The sequence below is a fragment of the Jeotgalibacillus soli genome (assembly GCF_000829435.1).
Taxonomy (GTDB): Bacteria; Bacillota; Bacilli; order Bacillales; family Jeotgalibacillaceae; genus Jeotgalibacillus; species Jeotgalibacillus soli.
On sequence record NZ_JXRP01000009.1, the window covers coordinates 841,697 to 859,694 of the forward strand.

Below are 17,998 nucleotides of genomic sequence, written 5' to 3' on the forward strand. Positions count from 1 at the left end.
TAAATGGAGGTAGGAAAAATGAAGAAAATCTTATTAACAGTACTGGTATTGGCAATTGCAGTATTTGCAGCCGCTTGTGGAAGCGAAAGTAATGAAAATAATGAATCAGCAGGTGATTCTAATGAGCTGACAAAAGTTAAAGTCGGCGTAAGCAGCGGAGATACTAGAACATGGGATTATATTGTTGACATTGCAAAAGAAGAAGGGCTGGACATTGAGCTTGTTAAATTTAATGATTATATCCTACCGAACGTTTCCTTAAACGAAGGGGAAATTGATGCAAATGCATTTCAGACCATTTCTTGGTTTGATGAGGCTGTAGCAAATCAAAATTTAGAGTTAGAGGCTATTGGTTCGACTGTTATTGCCCCTATGGGTATCTACTCTAAAGAGCATACTAACCTTGAAGATCTTGAAGACGGCGCTACTATTGCCATTCCGAATGAAGGTTCGAATTTTGGCCGGGCATTGCTGCTTCTTCAGGAAGCGGGTTTAATAACGTTAACAGAAGATTTTGAAGGAATCGGTTCTTTAGACAAAATTGCTGCTAATCCAAAAAATTTACAATTTGAGGCTGTTGCAGCCGGAAATACACCGCGTTTCTTAGATGATGTAGATGCATCTATCATTAATAACAATTTTGCCGTTGAAGCAGGTCTTACGTTAGAAGATGCTTTATTCCATGAAAGCGCAACTGCAAAGCCATATATCAATATTATTGCAGTTAAAAAGGGGGACGCCGATCGTCCTGAACTGCAAAAACTAGTTGAAATCTATCATTCTGAAGAAGTCGAAAATTTTATTATTGAAGAGTATAAAGGAAGCTCAATCCCGACATTTGTATCTTTAGAGGAATTATTGAATTATAAAGATGCATGGACGCAGCCAGCAGCAGAATGAAAATAAAAGCTATTAACCTCATTTAGAAGATGGGTAGCTGTGGTGTAAATAATCTTACTTAATATCTTTTGAAGCTAACTAAATATGTGTGTTATCTAGATAACAAAAATTAGTTTTTCTACAATCGAGCGTAATCCTTTAACAGGGATTGTGCTCGATTTGCATTTGAAGGACAAAGAAGGATTTATGGATGTTTATGTAGATGTATCAAGATGGTGTAGCACTTGATACACATGTCTCCCCCATGCTTAAAAATAACAAGCAGATAAACTCATCGGTAAGAAGAATTCAATTACGCCAGTTGATATCAGGGCGGGGGCGCTTTTGCTTGGGGCTACAGCTATTGGAGGCGTACTAACTCATATTCGTGTTAAGGATTCGTTCTAACAAACGCTTCTGATTGTGGTTCTTGGTATTTTATCTTTTATTGTATTTTTCATCCGCTTATCTTGATTTTCCAGAGTTGAAAAAATCGATTCCTTTATGATGAAGGGATCGATTTTTTATGTTCTCTCCATTCCTATGATTAAACTTATATTTATGAATACACAAGGAAAATCCACTCAATACATAAAATGCGTTACATAAAGAGCTTCATCAAACTTTCTGCACATTTTCTTGTTACAGTAATTACAGGGAATTGGTATGAAACCGGGTGCTTGTATAAGAAAATGAGCAGATGGAGGAATCGTTATATGAAAAAATCAATATGGGTCTTTTTGCTGCCTGCTTTACTGGCCGTATTTCTAGCAGCATGTACGGATTCGGGATCTAGCAATGAAGAGATGGACCATGAGAATATGGATCATGGAGATATGGAAGAAATGGATGCCGGTGATATGGATATGGAAGGTGAAGAGGGGGATGCATCTTCTGATCGACTAGACGAATTTGCAGCAGCCCCTACAGAAATGAATGAAAATGCAGTGAATAATTTGGTGACCATGAATACAAAAAATATTACGCGTTTAAACGCTGAAAATCCGGAAGATACGGCGGTCCTTACTTCACAAACCGTTTGGCCGGCTACTCACGCAGAGAACCAGCCTGGAACGGTGATCCTTGCGCCGTTGGAAAACTGGCAATTTAGCTTGGCGGCAGCGGATTTAATTCATCATCCGAATGATGGTCCAGTGTTGTTTATGGAAAATGGAGAAGTTTCAGAGCAGACGCTAAATGAAATAAATCGGTTAAATCCTAAAGGAAACGTGGATGGAGCACAGATCATGATTATGGGGGATGCATCGGAAAATACACTTGGTCAATTAGGAGAGTATGAAACGCAGCAAATTAATGGAGAGGATGCTGCTGGATTTGCGGCTGAAATCGACCGAATCTATGCAGAGGTATCTGGCGGAGAGTTTCCAAATGGCGTCATTGTTGTCTCTTCTGAAGAAGAAGCGAAGCTTTATTCACTAATCGCCATTAATTGGATTGCCCACATGGCTGAACCTGTACTATATGTAGACAATAACGGCATTCCTGAAGCCACGATTGCAGCCTTGGAAGAGCGTGAAGAAGCAGATATTTATGTATTAGGCCCTGACGCAATTATTTCATCTGAAATCGAGAAAGAGTTAGCCGAATATGGAAATGTAACGAGAATTGCTGGAGAGGATCCAGTGACAACATCTATCGAATTTGCCAAGTTTAAGGATGAAGATTCTTCATTTGGATGGGGATTGGCTGAACCTGGTCACGGTCTTTCATTTGTCTCCAGTTCAACCAGTGATTTAGCCTTGGCAGCTGCTCCATTCTCTCACTTAGGTAAACATTCTCCGTTAATTTGGTTAGAAGAAGGCGAGGTAACGGAAACCGTTTATGAATTCCTTGCTCAAATTAAACCAACCTTTACAGATGAACCGCAAAACGGACCTTATAATCATGGCTTTTTGATCGGGTCTGATGCCGCTGTACCTTTTACAACGCAAGGAATTCTTGATGATAAACTTGAAATTGTATCAGAAGATGGTGGAGGCCATGGAGGTCATTAATTTCAAAAGGAGGGCCTGATTTTTATGATGGGTGGTATGATCGACATGAATGGCATAGGAATCTTTAATATGATCATGTGGATTCTTATTTTAGCCGTTTTATTCTTTGGAGTCTTTAGGTTGTTTTCAAGGGAGTCGGATAAAAAGGAAGATCGTGCACTTAGCCTTTTAAAAGAAAAATTCGCAAACGGCGATATTAATGAAGAAGAATATAAAAGTAAAAAGGTTCTCTTATCTCGAGACTAATCTGAAAGCCGATTTCCTTACTAATAGGAAATCGGTTTTTTTGCGTTATTTTTTTCGTGTATCAAAAATAAGTGTAATTTGAAATGAAGCCAACAATTCAACTTTTTATTGTAAAATAGATAAGGCATTGATTTATTCCCCTACTACTAATTATTTAAAGGAGTATAAAATGAAGCACAAAAAAACTCTTACCATAGCAATCTTTGTTCTTTTTTTAGCAGCTGTTAGTATGTATATCGTGAATGATTTATCCAAGCCTTCAAATCCGCGGGTTATTTTAGATCATCATAAACAAACCTATGTAACACCTGGCTGCTTTGAACAAGCTGACGCGACAAATTTTATTGAGGATTCCACTTTGGAAAATGCCCAGGAAATTGGATACAAACCAAATGATGAGTGTACAGAGTCTGAAATACTTGATTAAAAACGAATGAAACAGTTCACGCACCTGCCGATCATTTAAAGACAGGTGTGTGTTTTTATTTGATGATTGGAATATTGTCTATTATTTAGGTGATGATACAAATGTCCAGACATAATGAAAAGTTTGATCATAGTCTATTAAGTAGAAAGGAAATGAAAGGAGAACGTGATAGATGGAGCAAGAAAATTTTAAGGAGATGCATATAGAAAGCGAGGAGCATTCAGCTGAAATACTGAATCAGGTAGAGTCATCTACTTTCGAGAATAGATCGAATCAGTTCAATAATTGGTTTTTCGGTAATAGAAGACAAGAGCGGGATGAAAAAGCTCATAATGAAAATCATGTACAAAAACGGGTTGAACAGAATGAGTCATCATCCATGGAAAGGCGATCTCATCCATTTGATGATTGGATTTTTGGTAGCAGAAGGAAAGAATCAGTAGCCAATAAGGAAAAGGTCAGCATTTCTCCTAATCAGCAAGAAAATTTTCTTAACAATGTGAATGTCGAAGATCTTTTTGTAACGATGGATACCCTTGTTAAATCATTTAATAAGATAAAACCATTAATAAAAGAAGCCAAACCTTATTTTCTGCCACTGTTAAAGAAATTAAAATCGAATGAAAAAACCGATTAGATGCATTACTTCTTAAATAACATCCAAACGAAGAGCGTTCTTACGTTTTTTATATAAGAAACCAAAATAAGTGAATTCGATCTAGGAAGATATCGATTCACTTATTTCACATTTTTCTTATTATTTTCTCCACTTAATCAAACTTTTTACTGACCAAAGGTCAGTGAACACCTAGATAAAAACATTGACAACAATAAGCAGAAAAAATCGTACAACGACTAATGAAAAAGTACCCAGACCCGAAATCTCACGTCAATAATCATCATTTAACAAACAGCTGCCAAAACAATAATTAATAGAATAAACAAAACAACGATCAGCGCAAAGCTACTGCCCAAGCCGCCATATCCGCCGCCTCCGTAACCGTATCCAGCGCCTGGGTATCCGCCACCATATCCACACATTTGTTTTCACCCCCTATTAGCCCTTTTTGAGAAGCAAAAGAGCATTCTCATTATTAATCTATGTTTTTAAGAAAGTGCTGGATTGGACATAACTCTCAAATCTTCGTAATTTATTCTTTATTAAAAATTCTAATAAAATACTGCATGAGTAACAATGCAGTATTTTATGATGAATTTAAAAGATGCGTCTTCTGTCTTCTCCTTCTAAAATCGTCTCGGATAAAAACATCCCTCTTGGCGGATCCGCAGCCACTATCACACTTCGATGAACTCTGCCATTACGATCTACAACCTCCACAGTACGACCCTGATGTCTCTCTTCAATACTGTTTTTAACAAGAAGTGAACGGCAAGCTGCATAACAACAGCTTATAACGGAATTCACGCATAGCCAGCTTCATATGACGAGGGTTTAGTAACTTCCGATCCCCATACTAGAACAACCAATAATAATAATGATAAGAACTACGAATAATACAACCACTAATGCAAAACTACGTCCAAATCCATCACTCAAATCAATCACTTCCAATCATTTCTGTCACCCCCTGGAATATCATAGGGAGAAAAATATAGCCCCACTAGTAAAATATGGTTTAGGATATAAGATGGATTAGACAAGTTACTTAGGTTTACAAAGTGATTAAAATGTTGATGTTCATACCTAAATAAAAATTCCGCTAATAAAAAGAGCGTGTGGTGCAGCATATGCTCTTTTTTGGGGAAATACGCGAAGAAGTGGGGGCTGTAGCTCAAATTTTTTAAGATTTGTAGTATAAAAAAAGTGAAACGGAAGGGACAAGAGTGGACAGAATCGTAGCTGTTTTTGATTGCTGCAATTTAATGAGTTCTTTACTCTTTACAGACGTTCTAATGAAAAATTCCTGAGATATTACGTGCGTAAGTAACCGATAAAAAATATCTTCTCAACAGGAAGAGGCTTCCCCATGTTTGGGAAGCCTCTTTTTCATATTAGCGAGAAAGTATTTATGAATAAATATGATCCTCTGTTTCTGCAAATACATTTATTAATAATTCCATGCCTTTGACCAGTTTTTCTGGTGAGGAATGTGTGTAGTTTAATCGAATCGTATTGAGCTTCTGATCTGTTACATAAAACGGTGCACCAGGTACATAGGCGACACCTTGCTTAACTGCTTGATGCAGTAAATTAACCGCGTTCATGGCTTCAGGCAATTGTACCCATAGGAACATACCGCCTTTTGGTATGACATAGGATAGTCCTGGTATATTAGCGGCTTGCAGTGAGTCATGCATGATCCTCATTCGCTCGTAGTATGTTTTTCGAAGCATTTGGATATGACCGTCCAAATCAAAGTCACGGCAAAGATGGTATAAGGCATGTTGTGATAATGAATTAGAGTGAAGATCCGCCGCCTGCTTTGCCTGCGACATCATTCGAATAATCTGATGAGGTCCTTTAATCCAGCCAGTACGCAATGCTGGTACGACTGTTTTTGAAAATGTACTTGTATATAAGACATGTGTTCCATCATCTAGAGCAGCAATTGGTGTATAGATTTCTTCACTGTTAAATTTAATTTGCCCGTAGGGATCATCCTCAAGAATAATGGCCTTTTTTTTCTTCGCCATTTCTAATAAGAATTGTCTTCTTTCCAGTGACCAGACTTTGCCCGCTGGATTTGAAAAGGTGGGAACGACATAAATACATTTAGGTTTAAATTTTTTCATTTTATATTCGAGGTCATCCGGCAGCATCCCGTCTTCATCGGAGCGGACAGGAACGATCTTAACCTCGTAGGATTGAAAAACTTGAAGGGCAGCCAGGTAGGTTGGATTTTCTGTCAAAATCACGTCTCCAGGGTTAAACATCACACGGGCAAACAAGTCGATCGCTTGCTGTGACCCTGTTGTCAGCAGTATCTCCTCAATATTTGACTGGATTCCATTCTCCTTCATCTGCTCGACAATGACCTCACGCAATGGTGCATATCCTTCTGTTGTTCCATATTGAAGGGATGATTTTTCTGCATGAAATGATTTTTCAAAAGCAGCCTTCACTGCATCAACTGGGAACAAATTGTCATCTGGTAACCCGCCGGCAAATGAAATGACGTTTCCTTTTTCAACTATTTTTAAGAGGTCTCGTACTGCTGAAGATTGTAGATGTTTTACTCGATTTGCAAATCCGTATTTCATGATGTCCCACCTTAATAATTTGATTTTTCAGAATATGATTATTAATCATATTATTTTATAGGAAAAAGTCAATACATATGAGAGATTGTTCACATAAAATTGCAAAAATGAAGCAGATTATATAAGAAATCAAACTTTTATAAGTGAACGATTTGAAAAATTTGAATAGCTATCTGATTAAATAGTTTTCTATGGGGTGATAATAAGGATAAATAATTACAATAGGGAGGGAAGTCCATGCAGCAAAATCATGTTCAGCAGCTTATTGATACGCAAGCGACTTTAAGAATGATTTTAAAAGAGGAAAAGATTTCTCAAGATTTAGAGATGTGCTATAAATTTGTCATTGGCCATATAAAAACAATCACACCAGACTTTCAAAACACGAAATAATTACCTCTAGTGCTTAACACTAGAGGTAAAAAGCTTCGTCATAAACTCTTACCTAGTTCATTCATTGTTTTTATCACTTAAAACTAAATACTGATGATTTCTTCTGTTTTTATCCGATAGTTCGTACTTTCTTGTAACTTCCCTAAGGGAATATTCACTTGACTGATAATCTCTTATTGCAGCTGCTTTAGTTCCTTCGAGTACTTTTTCGAAGTTGTAGACTTTTTAAGACTTTCGGCACCATACTTATCGAAATTATGTCTCCATTTCATAATGGTAGATCTATGCATATTGTATATTTGGGTGATTTCATTGATTGAATAGGTTCCATCCTCACATGCTTTCAAGATTTCTAATTTATCCTCCGCAGAGTAAGTTCTTTTAGGCACAAAAAATACACCCCTTTAAAGTAGCAGATTTTATTTTTAAATCTGTCTACCTAAAGGGGAGCATATCATTCCGAGGTGGGTTTTAGCAGATCATTATTTATTTTCTGGTTTCGGGTCTACGCCATCACCATCTTGCTGCGAAAGAAAATAGGTGATTATGCCCGATAAGAGTGTTCCGCCTGCGATAATTAAAATACGCGTTTGAAGAGGAACGGCCGAATGATCCTTTGCAAGTATCCATGTCGCTAATATCGCCACAATAATCATAATTGGGATAACGATTTTGAATCTTTTCATGATGCCACATCCTTTATGCAATCAATACTGCTACTAGTTTAACATAGACAGGTAAAATAATTTTACGTTTAAGTTTTTTATTAAACCAAAAATATACAATCTATTAGATCTCGAAAAGTACGATTGTAGGAAAAATATCTGCATATAGATCGATTAATCAATGCACAGGCATTTTAAAAGTCTAAATTAAAGGATAATTCAATACATAACGCGGATTTGCATAAAAGGGCGGTCTGGGTCCAATTTTTGGCATAGACCAAGTATACGGATTCACATCGTACAGCATTTGTACTTTTTGATCTGAGTATTTTTGGAGCAATAATCTTACATGGGGATGAAATTCATATCTCACTTCAAGTTCCTCCTTTATTTTTTCGTGCATTTTAGTGTATTCAGACAAAGTAAATAAAGAGCATGAATTTAGAGGAATTAGAGGTGACACGCACGACCAGCAGCCTTCTTACATAATGTAGAGCGAGTATGATAAGTAGGAGGTTTTCAGATGTATTCAGAATATAATACGTTTCAACAACACCATTATCCTGATCCATTGCAGCAGCTTCAGCAAATGCAGCAAATGTTTGATGCGAATTTACAAATACAGCCTTACCCGATGTACCCAAACTATGGACGAATTACGCGTTATGAGGATATCCCCATAAATTTGCCTGAGCAGCGCCAGCTTCGCCATCCAGGTGTAGAAGGACTAATGGTTCCGAGACCTATTATTGAAAATCCGAACTACCATGGAAGCTGTAAATTGGAGGATAAAGTCGCACTTATTACAGGAGGAGACAGCGGAATTGGAGCGGCTGTAGCGATTGCATTTGCAAAAGAGGGCGCGGATGTTGCCATTGCTTACTTAGATGAGCATGAGGATGCGGAGCGGACGAAAATGAGAATTGAGCAGCTGGGACGGCGCTGCCTATTAATGCCGGGTGATTTGCGAAATAAAGAGCAATGTGTGGCAATTGTGGAACAAACAATCCGCACGTTTGGGCGCCTTGATATTCTTTGTAACCACGTAGGAATTCAATTCCAGCAATTAAGCTTACTAGACATAACAGATGAACAATTTGATGATACCTTTAAGGTGAACATATACTCTCACTTTTACACAACGAGAGCCGCGCTTCCTTATTTAAAAACGGGCAGTTCGATTATCAATACATCTTCTGTAGTTGCCTATGCCGGGGAAAAACAAATGATTGAATACACAGCAACAAAAGCTGCCAATGTTGGCTTTACACGTGCGTTAGCGAAAAATGTGGTTAATCAAGGAATACGGGTCAATGCCGTCGCACCGGGCAGGATCTGGACACCGCTTATTGCAGCAAGCTTCTCTTCCGACCAAGTGGCTGTGTACGGGGCATTTAATCCGATGCAGCGGGTAGGCCACCCATTTGAGCTTGCCCCAACCTATGTTTATCTTGCTTCAGACGACTCACGCTTTGTCACTGGTCAGGTTCTCCATGTTGACGGTGGGGAGTCGACGCATTCATAAGTTGAAAAAAAGACCGATTTATTGATCGGTTTTTTTGTTGTTCTTTTTAAATTGAAGCAGTTAGTAGTAAGAGATATATTTACCAGCCCAATTTATTCTCTAGGTAATTTCCGCTTATTACTCTCTCTTGGCATAAAAACATACATTTTGCAGAATAGAATATATTCTCTGCTTTAATCACCAAATATTCACTATTCTTTCATAAATAGGTGAAAAAGGTCATTAATATTGTGGTCAATGTCTTTTTCTTATACTATTTAATTGTTCGAATTATTTTTCTTAAGGGTGGATTAGATGAAGAGACATAATAGAGATGAAGCCTTTCGCTTTTCATTTGACGAGCCTTTAGGGGTTATGTTTTCAATTTCTGAAGTCAATGGCGAGGTGATTGAAACATCGGAAGGGGAGGCGATGTTAATCGACTTAAGCCCAAGCGGCATGAAACTAAGTAGTTTGTTAAGCATCCCAGTATCAGATGACAAACAGGTAAAATTGGTTGTTCATTTTGCAATTAATGACACTGAATATACGGTTGAAGGAACTATTATTTGGAGAAAGAAAAAGTATGACCGCTACTATTACGGGATGCAATTTATTGACGATGAAGAGATGCGCGAAGAGCTCATTCATCAATTAAAGCTTTTCGTTAAAAAATCATACAGAGCAAAAAAACAGTGAATAGACAAAAAGTTTTTTTTAGAAAATCTTTAAATGAGCGGTTACTCCTCCAGTGTTTAAAGATGTTTAAAAATCATATATATGACACTTGTCATACTCATTACTTGACGATCATGACTTCTTTGTCCTCCTTAATTCTTCTATGATAAGGATAACAGTTCAGTGAACTTAAATTAACCGGCTTAAGGAGGACAACATGAGTAAACAAAAAACAGCTCAATTAAGAAAAAGTGTCGCACCTTTTGAAAAAACGGATATGAAATCGAGTATAAAACAAATCATTAATACCATTCCGCCTTTTTTCCTGCTTTGGTTCCTTGCCTATCAAAGCTTATCCATCTCCATATGGTTAACGCTAGCATTAGCCGTTGTGGCAGCGGGATTTGTCGTTCGGATCTTTATTATTTTTCATGATTGCTGTCATGGATCATTCTTTAAGAATAAAAAAGCGAATAATCTTCTTGGAACGATAACAGGGATTATTACGATGTTTCCCTATGAAAAATGGAAACGAGAACATTCTATTCATCACGCGACGAGCAGTAACTTGGATAAACGCGGCACGGGTGATGTATGGGTGATGACAGTAGATGAATATGTAGCAGCTTCGTCTAAAAAGAGACTTGCGTATCGTCTTTACCGCAATCCAATCGTTATGTTTGGATTAGGTCCGCTCTATCTTTTCTTTATTTCAAACCGTTTAAACCGTAAAGATGCAAGAAGAAAAGAACGTATGAGTATGTATATTATCAACTTGTCGATTGTTGCCATCTACGCACTTTTAATCTGGGCAATCGGCTGGCAGGCTTTCTTGATTGTTCACGGACCAATTATGTTCGTATCGGGAGCACTTGGTATCTGGTTATTTTATGTGCAGCACCAATTTGAAGATTCTTATTTTGAAGATGAAACAGAGTGGGACTATGTAAAAGCAGCGGTCGATGGCAGCTCATATTATAAACTGCCAAAAGTACTTCAATGGGTAACAGGAAATATTGGCTACCATCATGTACACCATTTAAGCCCGAGAGTTCCCAATTATAATTTGGAAAAAGCGCATGAATCCACACCGCCATTGCATCAAGCAACGACAATTACAATGGGGTCAAGCTTAAAATCGATTCGTTTTCGTCTATATGATGAAAAACGAAAAACGTTTGTAAGCTTTAAAGAGGTAAAGCATCTTCTAAATGAAGCGAAATCAAGCGTTCAAATGGATAATAGTAAAACAAGCCTTCAAGGAAAGTAAATAGCAATGCGAAAAAACCATTCAGCGCTGCATTGAATGGTTTTTTCGATGTTAATCATAATGAATAAAGAAGAAATATAGCTTTTTTTCCTATTGTATTATAGGCTTATTTCATAATGAAGTGAGGGTAATAAGGAGGCAACTATGCAAAGCTGGTATAATATTTTCCCGAAAAATGTAGGCCTTAGTATCTATGTATGGATTATCTTTTGTCTTTTGCCATTTTATTTTCTTTTCCGATTATCTTCCTGGATTGAAATTATTTTTGGTATTTTGATGATTTTATTGTTTTTTATGGCGTACCGTTTTTCTTTCACTTCCAAAGGCTGGAAGCTATATCTTTGGGTAGGTGTTGAAATTGCGATCAGCATTGTGATGACACTTTATTTTGGGTTTGTTTATTTCGCACTCTTTTTAGCGTTTTTAATAGGAAACATTCAAAATAAAGTGGGTTTTATTACGTTGTACGTGGTTCATCTTCTCACAACAATTCTTGCCGTGAATCTAAGCTTTTTTACACAAAACGAATTATTTTTCTCGCAATTCCCGTTTATTGTCATATCTGTGATCGGCGTCATTCTGCTGCCATTTAACACATACAATCGAAATAAACGAGAAAAGCTTGAAGATCAGCTTGAAGATGCTAATATAAGGATTTCTCAACTTATAGTGATGGAAGAGCGCCAGCGAATCGCACGCGATTTACACGATACGCTGGGACAAAAGCTGTCACTCATTGGACTGAAAAGTGATTTGGCTGGGAAATTATTGTACAAAGATGTTGATTTGGCGAAAAATGAGATTAATGATATTCATCAAACAGCAAGAACAGCTTTAAAAGAAGTACGTGAAATGGTGGCGGATATGCGTGGGACAAAATTGGAGGATGAAATCTTTCGTATTCAGCAAATATTGACTGCTGCACAAATAGATTCTTCAATTGAAGGAAATCCAAAGCTCAAAAATACACCTCTATTAGTCGAAAATGTGGTGAGTATGTGTTTGAAAGAGGCTGTCACTAATGTAGTAAAGCATAGCAAGGCTTCTTCATGTAAGGTATTGATTGAGCAGTCACCGGATGAACTGCTAGTAAGAGTAAAGGATAACGGGATTGGTATCGAAGGTGATATGGATTCATTCAAAGGACATGGTCTCATCGGGATGAGAGAACGATTGGAATTTGTGAATGGCAGCTTGGACATTTCAACGTCAAATGGTACGACACTTAATATTAGGGTGCCAAATGTCATTCAACAGAATAAACAGGAGGGATTGGTATGATTCAAATTGTGATCGCTGAAGATCAGCGAATGCTACTTGGAGCTCTAGGATCTTTACTGGATTTGGAAGAGGATATGGAAGTGGTCGGTAAAGCGAAAAACGGTGAAGAAGCATTGGCACTGGTTAAGCAGCTTAACCCGGATATCTGTATCATGGACATTGAGATGCCATTGAAAAGCGGGCTGGATGCAGCGGAAGAACTAATTGACCACCCTTGTAAAGTCATTATTTTGACAACATTTGCCCGAGCCGGCTATTTTGAGCGTGCCAGAAAAGCTCAAGTTAGCGGCTATTTGTTAAAAGACAGTCCAAGTGAAGAACTGGCAAACTCGATCCGAACGATCATGGATGGACGCCGCATCTATGCTCCAGAATTAGTGGATATGGCTTTCGGTGATGAAAACCCGCTGACGGAACGTGAAAAACAGGTCATTGAACTCATTGCGGAAGGAAAAAATACAAAGGAAATTGCGAATGAGCTATATCTAACAACTGGCACCGTCCGTAATTATATTTCAGTCATCCTTGATAAGCTTGATGTAAGTAATCGGATTGAAGCGATTTCCCGGTTTAAGGAAAAGGGCTGGTTTAAATAGTTGGCTGATGCAATTTTTATAAATGAAAATAGATCATCTTCTATATAGATATACTAACTAGAAAAACCCCCCAGTGTCCTACTCATCTGGAGGGTTTTGGTATATATATGTAATGTTCAAATAGTAGCCCTTGTGCTGAATTTAGTAGCTGTTTTGATCAATATGATTTAATAATACGATGCGAAGTTTATTGCAAGCTTTTCGAAGGTCGGACTCTGTTCAGATGGGGGCTTGTCCTATTCATTAACTAAGGTTGTTGGACCATATATTGCGAAAGAAATCTTTTTTTCTGCTGAGCCGGTTTTGGCAGCCGAAGCGTATCAATTAGGCTTTGTGAACCATGTCGTTCCTGCAGCTATGTTAGGGAATATAACTATTAATTTGGCAAATCAGCTTGCCGAGGGGCCAAGTGAAGCCTATGGAAGAATCAAGTCATTGATTAATTATTCTCTTCATGTTGGACTTGAAGAAACCTTGGATATGGAAAGAAAAGCACAAGAGGAAATGTTTGTGAAGCAAGAGCATAAAGAGGGAATTCAAGCTTTTATAGAAAAACGAAAACTTGTATTTACAAATTATTGATCAATATTGAAAAAGGACTCACGGCTACGTGGGTCCTTTTATATTTGACAGGGAAATATTCTCTATAATACTTAACTATCTACCTTTCTTTACGATAAAAAAAGTAAAGTCGATATTATAACTAGATAGTTTAAATATGTTAATAGAATATTTTGCAATTTATGGGAATATTGATATAATACTTTTATACTATTTAAGACGGAGGCATAGAATGGATCAAACACACCCAATATTAGAAAAGATTTTATTTGCAATCCCTCTTTTGAAAAATGCTTTAGCGATCGATTCGAACATTACGCTTATTGATAAGGATTATGTATGTATAGGTTCATTTCCCGGTGAAAAATTCAGCTTGGGTCTTAGCGTAGGTGACACGGTTAGCCCGCAAACTCCGCTTTCAGCTGCTGTGAGAGAGAATAAAAAGCTTGTCGTGAAAATCCCTGAGCATTTGTATAATTTATCACTTACAGCAGGAGTGATGCCAGTTCATGATGAGAATAATAGAATTATTGGCGGGCTGGGTATCGCATTAGAAACAAAATATGAAAAGATTTTAAAAGAATTTCATGAAAATGTTGAGCGATCGTTATCTGCTGTTAATGAAAATATGAATCAAATACATGAAGGTGCAAATTTTTTAGTATTGACTAGCAGCACACTTGCCGAAGAGCAAAAGCAATCTGAGGTAAAGCTAAAGGAAATTAACGATATTATAAAAAATATTAATCAAATTGCTAAACGTGTTCAGCTTCTTGGAATCAATGCGAGAATTGAAGCATCACGAGCAGGGGAATCCGGCAAGGGATTTGCAATTGTAGCCAATGAAATTCAAAAATTATCAACAAATATCTTTGAATTTACTTCCCTCATTGATACCTCCTTGAATGATATTCAAAAGGTGGTAGGGTCGATTTCTGAATCCATTCATAATGTTGTCAAGGTAGGAGATAAGCAGGTAAATGGGATAGAAGAGATAAACAAATCGCTGAAAGAAGCGATGGAAATGTCCAATAGTTTTTTGATTGAGGAAAAGAAGTAACAATAAAAACAATCGGCTTTTTAATGTGATACATAAGTTAGATCAATTTTAAAAAACGGACTGACCTTTCAAGGCAGTCCGTTTCTTTGTGAGAAAAAATCCGAAAAAGGGTGGGGCGCATATTACCCTTTTACTACCTTCACAACAACTTTTCGATTTTTCCTGGGTCCGTCAAATTCACAAAAATAGACACCCTGCCAAGTTCCAAGAACAAGTTTTCCATTAGAAATGATCAGTGTTTGGGAATGACCAACTGTACTCGTTTTCAAATGTGCAGCAGTATTCCCCTCTGCATGTCTGTCCTCAGGATGCTCCCATGGATACACTTCATCCAGGCGCATAAGCATGTCTCGCTTAACGTCCGGATCCGCATTTTCATTAACCGTAATGCCTGCTGTAGTATGAAGAGAGGAAACAATTACAATCCCATCATGAACGTTTTGATCGCGGATCCAATCCTCGATCATCATTGTGATATCGATCATTTGATCCCTGTAGTTCGTATTAATATGATAAATTTTCTCCATCTCTTTCATCCTTTCTGAATTCCTTATTATTCCTTTAGTTTTAACAAAATTAGCTGGAGCAACGAAGGAGGAGGCTTCTGCTAAATGGGATGACACCTCTATCGATAACATGTGTTAATGATTATTTAACCTCCAATAATAACGATGAAACATTAGATAAATGCTGTTGTAGGCAGTAATTATATAAAGTATTCTGTTATAAACAGGATACGATCGTAAAGAGCTTGAAGCTATTATTTCAGGTCACGGAGGAGAAATCAGATCAACCAGGGGAGCGGATTATAAGCTGATTATACATAATGATCAACTGTTTCGCGTTTTTTTGGAAGATAATATTCAAAAAAAAATCAATTCAAAATGAAGCAATTCCTGCAGCCTCAGCAGAGCGTGTGCACTATTTAATTTATCGGCTGTCGCTGGCAGAAGGCTATTTAAAAATAGAGGAACTAGCAGATGAGTTATTCATTAGCAAATCAACCATTCAAAATAATTTACGTGATGTGAAGAAAGTTATGGAGACTCACGGGATACAATTTGGAGCAAAACCGAATTACGGCTTTAAGCTAAAAGGTAAAGAGGTAAAACTGCGTTATTGCATAGCAGAATATATCTTTAACAGGACGGATCGCGATTTTAGCTTTAATACAATGGGTAGTTTAATTCTCCTGAAAACAAAATAATATGGAAGCGGTTTGTCCAAATGCCTGGATGATTAACATCACGAATCCTGCAGGCATGGTAACAGAAGCTGCATTACGCTATTCAAACATAAAAAAATAGTGGGGCTGTGTAATGTTCCAATCAGGATGGAAATGGGGACTGTAAAGCTGTTAAACGTTGATCATTCACGCGTGCGAATTGACTTTTCAGGACTTAACACATGGTTTATGGCTTAGACGTATATGTAGACGGAGAAAGTGTTAAAGATAAGGTAATCGATCTGCTTAGAGACCCCAATAACAGCAGTTTCGTTAAAAATATTCAAGGACTTGGCTGGGAGCCTGCATTTGTAAAAGCGCTCGATGTTTTAACCTGTCCGTATCACATGTACTACTATAAAACGAGAGAAATGGTAGAGAAAGAACAGAAAAATGCTGAGAATGAAGGTACACGTGCCGAAGTTGTTCAAAGACATGAAAAGGATTTATTCGAGCTGTATAAGGATCCAAACCTTGATATCAAACCACCGCAATTGGAAAAAAGAGGCGGTTCATATTATTCTGAAGAGGCGGTTCGTTTAATTACCTCTATTTATATGGATAAGGGTGAAGTGCAGCCTGTCAATACAATGAATAACGGTGCCATCTCAAGCATTCCGAACGACTCGGCAGTTGAAATCAGCTGTACCATTACGAAGGAAGGGGCTAAGCCAATCGCAATGGGAGATCTTCCGGTAGCGGTACGAGGACTTGTACAACAAATTAAATCATTCGAGAGGGTAGCGGCTGAAGCAGCAGTATCAGGAAATTATGGACTCGCTGTCCTCGCTTTAAGGATTAACCCGCTTGTTGCTTCTGATAAACTTGCGAAGGAAATTGTTGATGAAATGCTGGAAGCACATAAAGAGCATTTGCCTCTTTTCTTTAAAGCGATAGAAGCTTAACAACCTAACATTACAAGAACAATCAATTGGTTCCGGTGTTATTGACATGCGCTGGAACCAATTGATTTTGATGTTCAAATAAAACTGTGATTGAATTATTCAAGTAAGCTAGTTTATTTTGATAAAGGAAGGAATTCTTCTTTTGAAAGAATGCTATAGATAAAGGGATTTTTCATAAACGTATAGAATATATTCAAAAAGAACGGTTGAACAATTTCTTATCTGCAAAAAGAGAAAATCAGCTATAACTTGTACGTCGAATAGAAAGTTCTCCATCGCTGCCTCTATTATTTTGTTGAAAGAATGGAAAGAGAAGAAATTAATCTCTTCAATTATGTATATTCAACGTTTATATTAACAAAATTTAAATTTTCCCCCAAACTATATTGACTGAATCCTCATTACTACAATATAATACTTAAAAGTAATATATTGTAATGTTATGTGGGAGTTGTACATATATGAGTCAAAGAGGAAGGAAGAAGGGAGCGAGCGGGGAGCAGAGCAGAGCTCTATTACTCTCAATTGCTGCAGATGAGTTTGCTCAAAAAGGCTATCATGATACAAAAATTAGTACCATCGTTAAAAAAGCAAACTTAACTCAACCTTCTTTTTATCTATATTTTCAAAGTAAAGAGAGTATATTTCAGGAATTGGTCTGCTTGTTTCGTACGAAGCTTTCTGAGCTCACGGAACAGAGCCGGCTCGAACCTGGAATTGATTTAAACTCACTGCCAGAAAGAATTACCCAGGGATTAGGGGGAATCTTTCGTTTCTTTGCTGAAAATCAAAATTTAACCCGTATTGGTTTTTTTATATCAGCAGAGGCAGAAGAAATTAAGAAGCAAATGGCGATTCAAATAAAAGAAAATTTACGATCTGAACAACGGGATGGGTATTTCCATGCTCACGTCGATATGGAGATTTTTGCTAACAGTCTAGTTGGTATTATTGAAAGGTTAACTGTAACGGCAGTATTTTCAGGATTAAAGGATCCATTTAGTATTGCAAAGGAGATTGTGCATATATTTTTGTATGGACTGCTCATCGATCCAGATCGCTAGATAAGTA

At 37.4% G+C, this 17,998-nt stretch carries 22 protein-coding genes and 1 pseudogene; 16 read left to right on the forward strand and 7 right to left on the reverse strand.

Annotated elements, in window-relative coordinates; genetic code table 11:
• Positions 1–18: 18 nt before the first annotated feature.
• From KP78_RS06975 to KP78_RS06995, 5 genes are all read left to right on the forward strand, one after another.
• Positions 19–900 (forward strand): MetQ/NlpA family ABC transporter substrate-binding protein, encoded by an 882-nt coding sequence (locus KP78_RS06975; protein ID WP_041087356.1) that lies wholly within the window; start codon positions 19–21, stop codon positions 898–900.
• Positions 901–1,595: 695 nt separating this feature from the next.
• Entirely contained in the window at positions 1,596–2,894 is a 1,299-nt protein-coding gene (locus KP78_RS06980; protein ID WP_041087358.1) for a cell wall-binding repeat-containing protein, read from the forward strand.
• Between the two features lie 24 nt (positions 2,895–2,918).
• Positions 2,919–3,140, forward strand: coding sequence for an SHOCT domain-containing protein (locus KP78_RS06985; protein ID WP_041087360.1), 222 nt, complete (start codon positions 2,919–2,921; stop codon positions 3,138–3,140).
• Between the two features lie 169 nt (positions 3,141–3,309).
• The gene (locus KP78_RS06990) at positions 3,310–3,567 is read left to right on the forward strand and encodes a hypothetical protein (protein WP_084219787.1); all 258 of its coding nucleotides are present in this window, start codon (positions 3,310–3,312) and stop codon (positions 3,565–3,567) included.
• A 172-nt stretch (positions 3,568–3,739) separates the two neighbouring features.
• Positions 3,740–4,204 (forward strand): hypothetical protein, encoded by a 465-nt coding sequence (locus KP78_RS06995; RefSeq protein WP_041087362.1) that lies wholly within the window; start codon positions 3,740–3,742, stop codon positions 4,202–4,204.
• A gap of 266 nt (positions 4,205–4,470) precedes the next feature.
• Here KP78_RS06995 and KP78_RS19030 read toward each other — a convergent pair whose 3' ends face one another.
• The 4 genes from KP78_RS19030 to KP78_RS07000 form a co-directional block, all read right to left on the reverse strand.
• Positions 4,471–4,608 carry a YjcZ family sporulation protein gene (locus KP78_RS19030; protein ID WP_084219789.1) on the reverse strand — a complete coding sequence of 46 codons (138 nt, stop codon included), beginning with the start codon at positions 4,606–4,608 and terminating at the stop codon, positions 4,471–4,473.
• A gap of 175 nt (positions 4,609–4,783) precedes the next feature.
• Positions 4,784–4,993: a hypothetical protein gene (locus KP78_RS19710; RefSeq protein ID WP_131272606.1), complete on the reverse strand. Its 210-nt coding sequence runs from the start codon at positions 4,991–4,993 to the stop codon at positions 4,784–4,786.
• A 27-nt stretch (positions 4,994–5,020) separates the two neighbouring features.
• On the reverse strand, positions 5,021–5,134 hold the full coding sequence (locus KP78_RS19035) for a YjcZ family sporulation protein (protein WP_327063165.1): 114 nt from the start codon (positions 5,132–5,134) through the stop codon (positions 5,021–5,023).
• A 461-nt stretch (positions 5,135–5,595) separates the two neighbouring features.
• Positions 5,596–6,789: an aminotransferase-like domain-containing protein gene (locus KP78_RS07000; protein WP_041087364.1), complete on the reverse strand. Its 1,194-nt coding sequence runs from the start codon at positions 6,787–6,789 to the stop codon at positions 5,596–5,598.
• Between the two features lie 237 nt (positions 6,790–7,026).
• Between KP78_RS07000 and KP78_RS19980 the strand changes: the two genes are divergently transcribed.
• A complete protein-coding gene (locus KP78_RS19980) occupies positions 7,027–7,182 on the forward strand; it encodes a hypothetical protein (RefSeq protein ID WP_157841456.1) in 156 nt (51 codons plus the stop codon).
• Positions 7,183–7,355: 173 nt separating this feature from the next.
• On the opposite strand, the gene KP78_RS07005 is transcribed toward KP78_RS19980, so the two are convergent.
• Both KP78_RS07005 and KP78_RS07010 read right to left on the reverse strand, forming a co-directional pair.
• Positions 7,356–7,571, reverse strand: a complete 216-nt coding sequence (locus KP78_RS07005) for a helix-turn-helix domain-containing protein (protein ID WP_052474658.1) — start codon at positions 7,569–7,571, stop codon at positions 7,356–7,358.
• Between the two features lie 93 nt (positions 7,572–7,664).
• Positions 7,665–7,868, reverse strand: a complete 204-nt coding sequence (locus KP78_RS07010; RefSeq protein WP_041087366.1) for a hypothetical protein — start codon at positions 7,866–7,868, stop codon at positions 7,665–7,667.
• Positions 7,869–8,436: 568 nt separating this feature from the next.
• Between KP78_RS07010 and KP78_RS07015 the strand changes: the two genes are divergently transcribed.
• From KP78_RS07015 to KP78_RS07045, 7 genes are all read left to right on the forward strand, one after another.
• Positions 8,437–9,372: an SDR family oxidoreductase gene (locus KP78_RS07015; protein ID WP_422723696.1), complete on the forward strand. Its 936-nt coding sequence runs from the start codon at positions 8,437–8,439 to the stop codon at positions 9,370–9,372.
• 294 nt (positions 9,373–9,666) lie between these two features.
• The gene (locus KP78_RS07020; protein ID WP_041087368.1) at positions 9,667–10,050 is read left to right on the forward strand and encodes a PilZ domain-containing protein; all 384 of its coding nucleotides are present in this window, start codon (positions 9,667–9,669) and stop codon (positions 10,048–10,050) included.
• Positions 10,051–10,246: 196 nt separating this feature from the next.
• A complete protein-coding gene (desA, locus tag KP78_RS07025) occupies positions 10,247–11,299 on the forward strand; it encodes a Delta(5) desaturase DesA (RefSeq protein WP_041087370.1) in 1,053 nt (350 codons plus the stop codon).
• 144 nt (positions 11,300–11,443) lie between these two features.
• On the forward strand, positions 11,444–12,580 hold the full coding sequence (locus tag KP78_RS07030) for a sensor histidine kinase (RefSeq protein WP_041087372.1): 1,137 nt from the start codon (positions 11,444–11,446) through the stop codon (positions 12,578–12,580).
• On the forward strand, positions 12,577–13,176 hold the full coding sequence (locus KP78_RS07035) for a response regulator transcription factor (RefSeq protein ID WP_041087374.1): 600 nt from the start codon (positions 12,577–12,579) through the stop codon (positions 13,174–13,176). The genes KP78_RS07030 and KP78_RS07035 overlap by 4 nt, the downstream gene beginning before the upstream one ends.
• Before the next feature lie 189 nt (positions 13,177–13,365).
• Positions 13,366–13,758 (forward strand): enoyl-CoA hydratase-related protein, encoded by a 393-nt coding sequence (locus tag KP78_RS07040; RefSeq protein ID WP_084219792.1) that lies wholly within the window; start codon positions 13,366–13,368, stop codon positions 13,756–13,758.
• A 211-nt stretch (positions 13,759–13,969) separates the two neighbouring features.
• Positions 13,970–14,797 carry a methyl-accepting chemotaxis protein gene (locus KP78_RS07045; RefSeq protein ID WP_041087375.1) on the forward strand — a complete coding sequence of 276 codons (828 nt, stop codon included), beginning with the start codon at positions 13,970–13,972 and terminating at the stop codon, positions 14,795–14,797.
• A gap of 122 nt (positions 14,798–14,919) precedes the next feature.
• Here KP78_RS07045 and KP78_RS07050 read toward each other — a convergent pair whose 3' ends face one another.
• On the reverse strand, positions 14,920–15,324 hold the full coding sequence (locus tag KP78_RS07050) for a secondary thiamine-phosphate synthase enzyme YjbQ (RefSeq protein ID WP_041087649.1): 405 nt from the start codon (positions 15,322–15,324) through the stop codon (positions 14,920–14,922).
• Between the two features lie 299 nt (positions 15,325–15,623).
• Between KP78_RS07050 and KP78_RS07055 the strand changes: the two genes are divergently transcribed.
• The 3 genes and pseudogenes from KP78_RS07055 (at position 15,624) to KP78_RS07065 (ending at position 17,991) form a co-directional block, all read left to right on the forward strand.
• The gene (locus KP78_RS07055) at positions 15,624–16,004 is read left to right on the forward strand and encodes a helix-turn-helix domain-containing protein (protein WP_041087377.1); all 381 of its coding nucleotides are present in this window, start codon (positions 15,624–15,626) and stop codon (positions 16,002–16,004) included.
• A pseudogene (locus tag KP78_RS07060) lies at positions 16,003–16,927 on the forward strand (family 4 glycosyl hydrolase); the annotation flags it as partial. The gene KP78_RS07055 and the pseudogene KP78_RS07060, both read left to right, overlap by 2 nt.
• A 461-nt stretch (positions 16,928–17,388) precedes the next feature.
• The gene (locus tag KP78_RS07065) at positions 17,389–17,991 is read left to right on the forward strand and encodes a TetR/AcrR family transcriptional regulator (protein WP_041087378.1); all 603 of its coding nucleotides are present in this window, start codon (positions 17,389–17,391) and stop codon (positions 17,989–17,991) included.
• The last annotated feature ends 7 nt before the right edge of the window (positions 17,992–17,998 follow it).